At 65.7% G+C, this 10,817-nt stretch carries 11 protein-coding genes; 5 read left to right on the top strand and 6 right to left on the bottom strand.

The features are described from left to right. Window positions 1–71: 71 nt before the first annotated feature. The gene (gene glpD / locus ATO11_RS12800; RefSeq protein ID WP_050531285.1) at window positions 72–1,649 is read right to left on the bottom strand and encodes a glycerol-3-phosphate dehydrogenase; all 1,578 of its coding nucleotides are present in this window, start codon (window positions 1,647–1,649) and stop codon (window positions 72–74) included. Window positions 1,650–1,745: 96 nt separating this feature from the next. Here glpD and ATO11_RS12805 point away from each other — a divergent pair, with 96 nt between their 5' ends. Then, on the top strand, window positions 1,746–2,543 hold the full coding sequence (locus tag ATO11_RS12805; RefSeq protein WP_242601414.1) for a DeoR/GlpR family DNA-binding transcription regulator: 798 nt from the start codon (window positions 1,746–1,748) through the stop codon (window positions 2,541–2,543). Then, a complete protein-coding gene (gene speD / locus ATO11_RS12810) occupies window positions 2,536–2,913 on the top strand; it encodes an adenosylmethionine decarboxylase (RefSeq protein WP_050531286.1) in 378 nt (125 codons plus the stop codon). The genes ATO11_RS12805 and speD overlap by 8 nt, the downstream gene beginning before the upstream one ends. Here speD and ATO11_RS12815 read toward each other — a convergent pair. The 5 genes from ATO11_RS12815 to ATO11_RS12830 are packed head-to-tail and all read right to left on the bottom strand — an operon-like array spanning window position 2,880 to window position 6,717. Next, on the bottom strand, window positions 2,880–4,409 hold the full coding sequence (locus ATO11_RS12815) for a polyamine aminopropyltransferase (RefSeq protein WP_050531287.1): 1,530 nt from the start codon (window positions 4,407–4,409) through the stop codon (window positions 2,880–2,882). The two genes, speD and ATO11_RS12815, sit on opposite strands and share 34 nt — an antisense overlap. Next, a complete protein-coding gene (locus tag ATO11_RS12820; protein ID WP_050531288.1) occupies window positions 4,406–4,630 on the bottom strand; it encodes a DUF350 domain-containing protein in 225 nt (74 codons plus the stop codon). Before ATO11_RS12820 ends, ATO11_RS12815 begins: the two co-directional genes overlap by 4 nt. A 13-nt stretch (window positions 4,631–4,643) precedes the next feature. Further along, window positions 4,644–4,799, bottom strand: coding sequence for a hypothetical protein (locus ATO11_RS22170; RefSeq protein ID WP_165586974.1), 156 nt, complete (start codon window positions 4,797–4,799; stop codon window positions 4,644–4,646). After that, the gene (locus ATO11_RS12825) at window positions 4,799–6,100 is read right to left on the bottom strand and encodes a DUF4178 domain-containing protein (protein ID WP_050531289.1); all 1,302 of its coding nucleotides are present in this window, start codon (window positions 6,098–6,100) and stop codon (window positions 4,799–4,801) included. The genes ATO11_RS22170 and ATO11_RS12825 overlap by 1 nt, the downstream gene beginning before the upstream one ends. Then, entirely contained in the window at window positions 6,097–6,717 is a 621-nt protein-coding gene (locus tag ATO11_RS12830; protein WP_050531290.1) for a DUF4178 domain-containing protein, read from the bottom strand. Before ATO11_RS12830 ends, ATO11_RS12825 begins: the two co-directional genes overlap by 4 nt. 194 nt (window positions 6,718–6,911) lie before the next feature. Between ATO11_RS12830 and rimP the strand changes: the two genes are divergently transcribed. From rimP to nusA, 3 genes are all read left to right on the top strand, one after another. Continuing rightward, the gene (gene rimP / locus ATO11_RS12835) at window positions 6,912–7,487 is read left to right on the top strand and encodes a ribosome maturation factor RimP (RefSeq protein ID WP_050531291.1); all 576 of its coding nucleotides are present in this window, start codon (window positions 6,912–6,914) and stop codon (window positions 7,485–7,487) included. A gap of 88 nt (window positions 7,488–7,575) precedes the next feature. Next, the gene (locus tag ATO11_RS12840; RefSeq protein WP_050531292.1) at window positions 7,576–9,030 is read left to right on the top strand and encodes a calcium-binding protein; all 1,455 of its coding nucleotides are present in this window, start codon (window positions 7,576–7,578) and stop codon (window positions 9,028–9,030) included. 152 nt (window positions 9,031–9,182) lie between these two features. Further along, entirely contained in the window at window positions 9,183–10,814 is a 1,632-nt protein-coding gene (gene nusA / locus ATO11_RS12845) for a transcription termination factor NusA (RefSeq protein ID WP_050531293.1), read from the top strand. Window positions 10,815–10,817: the final 3 nt, after the last annotated feature.

Consider the following 10,817-nt stretch of genomic DNA (forward strand, 5'->3'; position numbering starts at 1 on the left):
CGTCCTCCCGTCTGTCTTCTGGTCCGGTGTGCCGGGGATGCGGGCCGGGATCAAGCCCGGCCACGGGCTGCCTATTCCGCCGCGGCGGCCTGCGACGCATCCTGCATCCATGCGTCGAGCGCGGCGATCTCGTCGGCGCTCATGCGCAGGCCCAGCTTGGACCGGCGCCAGACGACGTCCTCGGCCCGGCGGGCATATTCGTGCCGCATCAGGTGGCGCACCTCGGCCTCGGTCAGCGTGGCGCCGAAATCGCGGCCAAGATCGGCGGGGGAGCGTGCCGACCCGACGATATCCGCCGCCTCGGTGCCGTAGGCGCGCACAAGGCGCTTTGCCCAGCGATCATCGAGGAACGGAGCGCGCTGTTTCAGCGCGTCGATCAGATTGCGCACGCCGTCCACCGGGAAATCGCCGCCCGGCAGCGGCACCCCGGCGGTCCATGCATCGGGCAGGTCGGGGAAGAACGGTTCGATCTTGCGCAGCGCGCTTTCGGCGAGGCGGCGATAGGTGGTGATCTTGCCGCCGAAGACGTTCAGCATCGGCGCGCCGCCTGCCTCGTTCACCTTCAGCACGTAGTCGCGCGTGGCGGCGGTGGCCGAGGTGGCCCCGTCGTCGTAAAGCGGGCGCACGCCGGAATAGGTCCAGACCACGTCCTCCGCCGTCAGGGTGTGCTTGAAATAGCCGTTCGCGAAGTCGATCAGGTAATCGCGTTCGGCGTCGGTGCAGACCGGGCGCGCGGACGGGTCGGTGTGTTCGGCATCGGTCGTGCCGATCAGGGTGTAATCGGTCTCGTAGGGGATGGCGAAGATGATGCGCCCGTCGGTGCCCTGGAAGAAATAGCATTTCTCGTGATCGTAAAGCCGGCGGGTGACGATATGCGACCCGCGCACAAGGCGGATCGATTCCGGCGTGTTCACGCGCGCGACGTTCTCGATGATCTGCTTGACCCAGGGCCCGCCGGTATTGACGAGCATCCGCGCGGTCACCGTGCGGGACGCGCCGGTGTCGGCGTCTTCGAGCGTGATCTGCCAGTGATCGTCGACCCGGTCCGCCGCTACCACGCGCGTGCGCGTGTCGATTTGCGCGCCCCGAGCCTCGGCATCGCGGGCATTGAGCGCGACAAGGCGCGAATCCTCGACCCAGCAGTCGGAATATTCATAGGCCTTGGTGAACTTATCCTTCAGCGGCGCGCCTTCCGCGCCCTGCGTGAGGTCGATCGTGCGGGTGCCGGGCAGGATCTTGCGACCGCCGAGGTTGTCGTACATGAACAGGCCCAGCCGGATCAGCCACGCAGGGCGGCGGCCCTTCATCCATGGCATGACAGCCGACAGAAGCCGCGACGTGGGTGTCGAATTCTCGAACCGCATGTCCTCGTGATAGGGCAGCACGAACCGCATCGGCCACGAGATATGCGGCATCGCCCTCAGCAGCGTTTCGCGCTCGATCAGCGCCTCGCGGACCAGCCGGAATTCGAAATATTCAAGGTAGCGCAGGCCACCGTGAAAGAGCTTGGTCGAGGCAGAGGAGGTCGCCTGTGCGAGGTCGTCCTTTTCCGCCAGCCCCACGCGCAGACCCCGGCCCGCCGCGTCACGCGCGATGCCGCAGCCGTTGATGCCGCCGCCGATGATGAAGAGGTCGTAATCGAGTGCCATGCGCGTTCTCCGATCAGGTCGCGTCCTAATACGGCAGAGCGCCGGACGGTGCATTCGCTTTTGTTCGTTTGTCACATAATGTGAACACAAACGAACATGGTTGCGCGGGCGGCGGTGCTGGCGCATGGTCGCCGCATGGGGTTCCGGCAGGCAGACATCCTTGAACTGGCGCGCGCGCAGGGCGCGGTGACCGTCGATGACCTCGCGGCGCAATTCGGCGTGACGGCGCAGACGATCCGGCGCGACCTGACAGAGCTGGCCGAGGCAGGCCAGCTGGAGCGCGTGCATGGCGGTGCGGTCCTGCCGTCGGGCGTTGCCAACATCGAATACGAGGAACGGCGGCGCCTGAACGACGCGGCGAAGGCCGCCATCGCCGCCGCCTGCGCCGCCGACATTCCCGACGCGGCAAGCGTTTTCCTGAACATCGGCACCACGACCGAGGCGGTGGCGAAGGCGCTGATGAAGCATCGCGGGATGATGATCTTTACCAACAACCTCAACGTCGCGACGCTGATGGCGGGCGCGCCGGAGGTCGAGGTGATGGTGACCGGAGGCATGCTGCGCCACGCCGATGGCGGGCTGGTGGGCGCGGCGGCCTCCCGCATGATCGAGAATTTCAAGTTCGACATCGCGGTGATCGGCTGCTCGGCGATCGACCCGGTGGATGGCGATATCCTTGATTTCGACCTCAGCGAGGTGGGCGTCAGCCAGTCGATCCTGTCGCGGGCACGCAAGCGGGTGCTGGTGGCGGACCATTCGAAATGGCAGCGCGCGGCCCCGGCCCGCATCGCCTCCCTGCGAGAGATCGACGTGATGTTCACCGACGGGCCCGTGCCCGACGGTCTTGCCCAGCGCCTGCGCGATTGGGGAACCGAGGTGCGTGTCTGTGACTGACCACGCACCCGGCGTTCACCTGCTGATCGACATGTGGGGTGCGGACGGCCTGACCGACGCTTCGCTGCTGGAACAGGCGTTGCGCACGGCAGCGGATGCGGCGGGTGCCACCATTCTGAAAGCGGTCTTTCACGCGTTCCCGGATCGCGCCGGGGTGACAGGCATCCTTGTCCTCGCCGAAAGCCATATCAGCGTGCACACCTGGCCCGAGAAAGACTTCGCCGCCTTCGACATCTTCGTCTGTGGCGCGGTCGATGCCGAAGCGGCGGCAGGGGCGTTGCGCGCGGCATTGAACCCGTCCCGCTGCGACGTCACCTCCGTGCGGCGCGGGGCGGGTCAGTCGAACCACGTCTCCCACCCGTCCGCGTAGTAGCGCGGCAGCGGGTGCGACTGGATCGTGTTCACCTCTGCCGGTATCCGCGCGGTATCGGGGTCGAAGACGCGCAGTTGAGGCCAGGTGGCGGGGGTCAGGTAGCGAGTGCCATCCGGCAGGGAGAGCGGACGGTCGGCGAAGGCTGCGTGGCTTGCCATGGCAAAGCCCCACAGGCCGAAGCTTGGCACATAGGTGTGATAGGGCGTCACGGAGAGGCCCTCTTCGGGCACAAGCGGGTTGCGCGCGGCCTCCAGCGTGGCGACGACCGACCAGAAGGCCTGCCGCGCGTAAAGGGGCGAGCCCGCCTGCGTGACGATCGCGCCGCCCGCATTCAGTCGTTCCACCAGCAGCGCGTAGAACTCGGCGGAATAGAGCCGTGACAGCGACAGGTTCTTGGGGTCCGGCAGGTCGAGGATGATGACGTCGTAGGTCGCTGGATCGGCCTCGACGAAGGTCCACGCATCCCGGTTCACGACCGTAACCCGCGGATCGGCCAGCGCGCCGTCGTTCAGGGCAGACAGGTCGGGATGGGTGCGGAACAGGTCCGTCATGGCAGGGTCCAGATCGACCAGTGTCACCGCTTGCGGGTTCCAGCGTAGCACCTCGCGCGCGGCCATGCCGTCGCCGCCCCCGAGGATCAGGATGTCCTGTCGCCGCGCCACCTGAGCCATTGCCGGATGCACCAGCGCCTCGTGATAGCGGTGTTCGTCGCGGGTATCGAACTGGATCGCGTAATCGAGGAACAGGCGCGTGCGGTCGCGGAAGCGGGTGACCGTGATCTGCTGGTAGGGCGTGGCCCGGCTGAGGATTACGTCATCCTGGAAGAGCGCCGCATGGGTGACCGACACCGCGCGTTCGGCCAGCACCAGCCCCGTGAGCGTCACGGCCAGGACCACGGCCCACCCGACCCACAGCGCCCGCCCCACCTGCGCGCGAAACAGCCAGAGCGAGATGCCAGCCACCCCGAGGTTCAGCGCGCCGAAGGCCAGCGAGGCGGTCATCAGCCCGAGATACGGGATGATGAGCAGCGGAAAGGCGAGCGAGGCCACAAGCGCGCCGATGTAATCCGCCGTCAGCACGTTTTCGAACCGGAACTCCGGCGCGCCGATCTCTTTCAGCACGCGTGCGATCAGCGGGATTTCCATGCCCGACAGAACGCCGATGGCGACAAGGCCGCCGTAAAGCGGCACGGCGATGCCTTCACCCCATGCATAGGCGGCAAAGATCGCGGGGGCGAGGAAACCGCCGATCACGCCCAGCGCGATCTGGGTGGTGACGAAACCGCGCACGCTGTCACCGGCAAAGCGCGACAGCCACGCACCCGCCCCCATCGCGAACAGGAAGATGCCGATCACGAAGGAAAACTGGCGGATCGAGTCGCCCAGCAGGAAGGACGATGCCGTGGCCGCGATCAGTTCATAGACAAGGCCCGCCACGGCCACGAGGAACGTGGCCAGCCACAGCCAGACCTCGCGGCCCTGAACGTGGCTCACGACAGAAGGACCGCCCCGATGATGATGGCCAGCGCGATGAACAGCGCGCCCAGCACGACGGCCAGCGCGACGTTCTGGTCCTGCTCGATCTCTTTCGACACCGAGAAGGGCGTGATCCACTCGATGATCCACCACAAGACGCAGAGCATCGACGCACCGAGCACGGTGTAGACGATGGTCGAGACAAGCTCGGGCAGGCTGATGGCAGAGAATAGCTCCATTTGGTCCTCCGGGTTATTTCACGCGACCGATGATGCCGCCCGCGCCGGGAGACCCGGCCCGGACCGACCGGTCCAGATCATAGCTTTCGCGCCAGATGCCGGCATGGCCCAGGTAGGCCCCGGCCCCGACGAGCAATAGTGCGCAGATGATGAAGGCGGCGCGTATCATCAGTCTTCATCCGTCCAGTCAGTGCCCGACCAGCGGCGCAGGTCGTGCAGGAATCGTCCCGCGTGCTGCCACAGGCCGAAGGCAACAAACAGGCCCGCAAGGCATAGCGTCCAGAACCCGCTGGCGACGCCGTTCGTCACGGTCAGGCCCACCTGCCCGATGGCGGCCCGGTTGTCGCGCCGGATACCGCTGCCGAACCATTTGCCGGTTTCGCTGACGGCCAGTTCGATGGTGTGCGGCCCGGCGAGTTCGGGGCGGAAGCGGATGGTCGACCCGCCCGATCCTTCGGTCCACCGTTCGCCTTCCGACACCCCACGATAGCGTTCGACGGTGCGGCCGGTTTCGAATACGGGGCGGTCTTCGGGGTCGGTGACGTAGGCTTCGACAAAAGCCCAGCCGTCGCGCACGTCGCTATTGATGCGGATGCGGGTCAGCTGCCCGGTGCGCGGCACATCGAACGTGAACTCCTGCGGCAGCGACGCGACGGCGATATTGCGCACGTCGAGCGCACGCTCCCCCGGCTGCAGCCAGAACCACAGCGACAGGACGACCGACAGCGCGGCGAACCCGAAGCTCGCCCGCGCGAGGAACCCTTCATGCGCGCCGCCGACATAGGGCTGGGTCGGGTGCACGGTCGCGGGCGGGGGCGGCGGGGTCGCGCCGAACGCGGCGAAGGTTTCGGACTGCGGCAGGTATTCCGTCCGGTCGACCTCCCGCTCTCCGTCGTTTTCGGAAAACGACAACATGGCGTCATCGCCCAGCGCCGTGATGTGCTGGCGGGTCTGGCCCACTTCGGGCCGATAGTTGAACTCACCCTCGGCGAAGGTCACCTTGGTGTTCGACGTCTCGTAATACTTGTACCGCTTCCCATCGACCTTGACCGTGGGCGGGTGTTCGGCGGTTTCCACCCAGCGCTCGCTCATCCAGACCCGCGTGCCGACACCACGCAGGCGGCGGGTGAAGGTCAGGTGCCCGTCCTCGACCGTCAGCCACGCATAGCCGTGGGTGGGAGAGAACAGCATGTGATCGGTCCAGACCCAGACCTGCCCGTCCCAGCGCTCCTCCATCCCGAGGGTACCGATGATCGTCCATTCGACACCCTTGATGCGGCCACGCATACCGATGTGGAACGGAGAGACCGGCCGCGGCATATCGGCGAACTTGCGCAGGACCTTGTAGTCGGCGTTGGTGGCAAGCTCGGCGCCGCAATAGCCGCAGATATGGGTGGTCACACGCCCCCCGCCCAGCACGTCCAGCCCCGCCCCGCAGGACGTGCAGTTTATGCTGCGCACATCCGTCATGCGGCGCGCACGTCGAACGGATCGACCCATTCGCCAAGGAACCACGCCTGCCCGCCGTCCCAAAACTCACCGGACAGAAGGCCACCATGTTCCCCGTTGGCGTTGACGAAAGTGTGTGTCTCGCCGACTTCGAGCGGTTCGGGGAAGGAGCCGCGAATGGCCTCGCATCGCGCCTCTTCGCGTTCCGTCACCCGGTAGGTGTCCGCGCCCCAGAAGCCTGACGCAACCTCGATGGTCTGGCCTGTGGGTGGCGGGCCGGACAGGCGCGGCGCGTCGTCGGGCGGCAGGGCGCGCTGCACGACGACATCGCCTTCATCGACGCTGATCCACGCGGCATCGTCGCCGGAGGTGCACCAGTATTCGTCCCAATGCCCCCGGCCATAGGAATAGCGCGCGTGACCGACCACATGCCACACCGCGCCCGCAAGGCGCACATCGGTGCCGAGGGTCAGAAGCGACGGTGCGTCGTGCATCACGCCCGCGCTTCCCGCGTCCCGCGCGCCCGACGGGTCGAGGAACAGGGTGGTGCCGCACGAGGTGCAGGTCATCATGCGGGCGGCGCGGAATGCCGGGTCCTGCGCGGCGCCGCAATTCGGGCAGTTATAGGTCGTGGCCATAAATCCTTGCAGCCGCCGAAGAAATCCAACTGCTTCTGGCTAGCACGCGGCGCGATGCCGGCAAACCCCTTGCAACCCCGCGCCGGCCCCGTATATGCCCCGCAGACGCGCCGCGCCGGGCACCGATCCGGCATGTGTCTGCGACAGATCGACGGGGCCTTGTGCCCGCTGCTTGTTTTTGGATCGACGAACCGATGTCCGACATGATCGCCAAATCCGCCATGGACCGCCGCCTGGCCGAAATCGTGACCCCCGTGATCGAGGACATGGGTTTCGAATTGGTGCGCCTGCGGCTGATGGGCGGCAACACGCCGACGCTTCAGATCATGGCCGAACGTCCCGGCGGCGGGATCGAGGTGGACGATTGCGCCGAGATCTCGACCGCCGTCAGCGCAACGCTGGATGTCGAGGACCCGATCCTCGACGCCTACACGCTCGAGGTCTCCTCGCCCGGCATCGACCGGCCCCTGACCCGGCTGAAGGATTTCGACCTCTACGAAGGCTATGACGCGAAGCTGGAGACCGCCGAACTGATCGACGGGCGCAAGCGGTTCCGCGGCGTGCTGGCCGGGATCGAGGGCGACGAAGTCCTGATCAATGTCGACGAGGGCACGATCGGCCTGAAATTCGACTGGCTGAATGACGCCAAGCTGGTGATGACCGACGAACTGGTCAAGGAGATGCTGCGCCAGCGCAAGGCGCAACCGCTGGACGAAGCCGAGTTCGACGAGGTCGAGACCGACGAAGACGGCGACACGTCCGGAAATTGACGGCTTTCCCGGCCTTTCCGACAAAATTTGAAACTTCTGCCACCCGGCATCCGTGACTCCCGCATATCCGCCTTAATGGGAGACACTCATGGCACATCTTGGACAATCCTTTACTTCCTTTGAAGTCTTTCTGAACCGCGCCGATGTTGATGCGGTCTATCGCGTCGATCTTGCGGCGTTCAATTCGTCCGGCGTGACCGGCGACGCGATCATCGCGGTCAATACCGAAGCCGACGGTACGCGCTACCTCAACGTCATGGTCGTGGCCGAGAACACGGCCCCCGGACAGGTGCACCCGATGCACATTCACGGCGTGTTCGATGAAAACGGCGCACCTGCCGACAGCCGGACGCCGACGCTGTTCAACGACACCGACCGCGACGGCATGGTCGAGGTGCTTGAAGGACTGCCTTCCTATGGTGACGTGATCCTGCCGTTCTCGGACAACGGCGCGCCGATCATGTCGGATGCCAACGGGCAGATCGTGTTCATCCAGAATTACGACCTTGGCGATTCCTCGAATTTCTTCAGCCCGGTTTCCGGCAACGACTACACCGCCGCCGACCTGCTGCCGCTGGAGCTGCGCGAACTGGTGCTGCACGGGCTCGACGTGCCCGAAGGCATCGGTGACGGTACCGAGGGCGAGGTGAACGGCATGCAGAACGGTTACGTGCCGATACTGCCCGCCGCCGCAGGCGAGATCGAGGAGATCACCGTCGCGCAAGCACTCGACATCCTTGACGACGCACGCGGCGTGGCCAGCGACAGCTTTACCCTGACCGACGGCGCGGATACGTTCGATGCTGGCGCGGGTGACGACACGGTGGACGGCGCCGGTGGCGACGACCTGCTGATGGGCGGCACCGATGACGACATGATCCTTGGCGGGGACGGCAACGACTCGATCCAGGGCGGCGCGGGCGCCGACATGATCGACGGCGGGGCGGGCTCTGACTGGGCAATGTTTGCCGACGGGACCGGCGTGATGGTCGACCTTGGCAATACCGTGATGGGCTCGGGCGAGGCCGCGGGTGACATGTACGTGAACGTCGAAAACGTCATGGGCACCAACCGCGCCGACGCGATCTGGGGCGACATGGGTGCCAACATGATCGTCGGCGGCACCCATTCCGACCGGCTGTATGGCCGCGCCGGGGACGACACGCTGGACGGCGGGATCGGCAACGACGCGATCTACGGCAACCAGGGTGCCGACGTGCTGACCGGGGGCGCGGGCACCGACCGCTTCATCTTCTTCGGCACCGCCGATTCGATGGCGGGCATGGGTGACACGATCACCGACTTCACCATGGACGAGCGGATCGAGCTGAGCCGGATCGACGGCGACCCGACCCAGGGCGGCAACCAGGCGCTCAACTTCGTCGGCGACGCGGCCTTCAGCAACACCGCGGGCGAGTTGCGGTACGAAATCTCGAGCGGCAACACCGTGGTGCAGGCTGACGTGGACGGTGACGGCGCCGCCGATTTCGAGGTCACCCTGACCGGGGAAATCATGCTGGACGCCACCAACTTCCTGCTCTGACCGCTGGCCCCTTGCAACCGGACCCCGGCGCGCGTATATCGCCTTCAACAGCGGCGCGCCGGGGTCCACACCCGGAGCACCACCGGAAAGACAAACGGGCCGCGTGGCCCGTTTTTCGTTTCCGGGCCACGCCACTTCTTGGAGACGGACAGATGGCGATTACCTCGGCCAACCAGTTGGAACTCTTGCAGACCGCCGAAGCGGTCGCGCGTGAAAAGATGATCGACCCCTCGCTTGTAATCGAAGCGATGGAGGAAAGCCTCGCCCGTGCGGCCAAGTCGCGCTACGGGGCCGAGATGGACATCCGCGTGTCGATCGACCGCAAGACCGGCCGCGCGACCTTTACCCGCGTCCGCACCGTGGTCGAGGACGAGGAACTGGAAAACTACCAGGCCGAGATGACCGTCGAGCAGGCCAAGCAATACATGGACAACCCCCAGGTCGGCGACACCTATGTCGAGGAAGTGCCGCCGGTTGACATGGGCCGGATCGCCGCCCAATCGGCCAAGCAGGTGATCCTGCAGAAGGTCCGCGAAGCCGAGCGTGACCGCCAGTACGACGAATTCAAGGATCGCGCCGGCACCATCATCAACGGCCTCGTCAAGCGCGAAGAATACGGCAACGTCATCGTCGACGTGGGTCGTGGCGAAGCCGTGCTGCGCCGGAACGAGAAGATCGGCCGCGAAAGCTATCGCCCGAACGACCGCATCCGCTGCTACATCAAGGACGTGCGCCGCGAACCGCGCGGGCCGCAGATCTTCCTGTCGCGCACCGCGCCGGAATTCATGGCCGAACTGTTCAAGATGGAAGTGCCGGAAATCTACGACGGCATCATCGAGATCAAGGCCGTCGCCCGCGACCCCGGCTCGCGCGCCAAGATCGCCGTAATTTCCTATGACGGCTCCATTGACCCTGTCGGTGCCTGCGTCGGTATGCGCGGCTCCCGCGTGCAGGCCGTGGTGAACGAGTTGCAGGGCGAGAAGATCGACATCATTCCGTGGAACGAGGACATGCCGACCTTCCTCGTGAACGCGCTGCAACCGGCAGAGGTCAGCAAAGTGGTCCTCGACGAGGAAGCCGAGCGGATCGAGGTCGTGGTGCCCGAAGAGCAGCTGTCGCTCGCCATCGGCCGTCGCGGTCAGAACGTGCGGCTGGCGTCGCAACTGACGGGCCTCGACATCGACATCATGACCGAGGAAGAGGAATCGGCGCGTCGTCAGAAAGAGTTCGAAGAGCGGACCGAGCTGTTCATGAACACGCTCGATCTGGACGAATTCTTCGCCCAGCTGCTGGTGTCCGAAGGGTTTACCAACCTCGAAGAGGTGGCTTATGTCGAACTGGACGAACTGCTGGTGATCGACGGCGTCGACGAAGGCACGGCGCAGGAATTGCAGACCCGTGCGCGCGAGTTCCTCGAAGAACAGGCCCGCAAGGCGCTCGAGCACGCCCGCGAACTGGGTGCCGAGGACAGCCTCATTGAATTCGAGGGGCTCACACCCCAGATGGTGGAGGCGCTGGCCGAGGACGGCATCAAGACGCTCGAGGATTTCGCGACCTGCGCCGACTGGGAACTGGCCGGTGGCTGGACCACGGTGGACGGCGAGCGCGTCAAGGATGACGGCCTGCTCGAAAAATTCGATGTGGACCTTGCCGAGGCGCAGAACCTCGTGATGACCGCCCGGATCATTCTTGGCTGGGTCGACCCCGACGAACTGGTTGCCGCGGAAGAAGACGGCACCGCAGGCGAAGGCGATGACGCCGAAACCGAGGAGGGCGCGGTCTGATCC

This window comes from Pseudaestuariivita atlantica, from assembly GCF_001205715.1.
GTDB classification, from domain to species: Bacteria; Pseudomonadota; Alphaproteobacteria; order Rhodobacterales; family Rhodobacteraceae; genus Pseudaestuariivita; species Pseudaestuariivita atlantica.

Excerpts from the sequence above, each read along its gene's own strand:
- glpD (WP_050531285.1), bottom strand. The coding sequence starts at position 1,649 with ATGGCACTCGATTACGACCTCTTCATCATCGGCGGCGGCATCAACGGC.
- ATO11_RS12805 (WP_242601414.1), top strand. The coding sequence starts at position 1,746 with ATGGTTGCGCGGGCGGCGGTGCTGGCGCATGGTCGCCGCATGGGGTTC.
- ATO11_RS12820 (WP_050531288.1), bottom strand. The coding sequence starts at position 4,630 with ATGGAGCTATTCTCTGCCATCAGCCTGCCCGAGCTTGTCTCGACCATC.
- ATO11_RS22170 (WP_165586974.1), bottom strand. The coding sequence starts at position 4,799 with ATGATACGCGCCGCCTTCATCATCTGCGCACTATTGCTCGTCGGGGCC.
- ATO11_RS12825 (WP_050531289.1), bottom strand. The coding sequence starts at position 6,100 with ATGACGGATGTGCGCAGCATAAACTGCACGTCCTGCGGGGCGGGGCTG.
- ATO11_RS12830 (WP_050531290.1), bottom strand. The coding sequence starts at position 6,717 with ATGGCCACGACCTATAACTGCCCGAATTGCGGCGCCGCGCAGGACCCG.
- rimP (WP_050531291.1), top strand. The coding sequence starts at position 6,912 with ATGTCCGACATGATCGCCAAATCCGCCATGGACCGCCGCCTGGCCGAA.
- ATO11_RS12840 (WP_050531292.1), top strand. The coding sequence starts at position 7,576 with ATGGCACATCTTGGACAATCCTTTACTTCCTTTGAAGTCTTTCTGAAC.
- nusA (WP_050531293.1), top strand. The coding sequence starts at position 9,183 with ATGGCGATTACCTCGGCCAACCAGTTGGAACTCTTGCAGACCGCCGAA.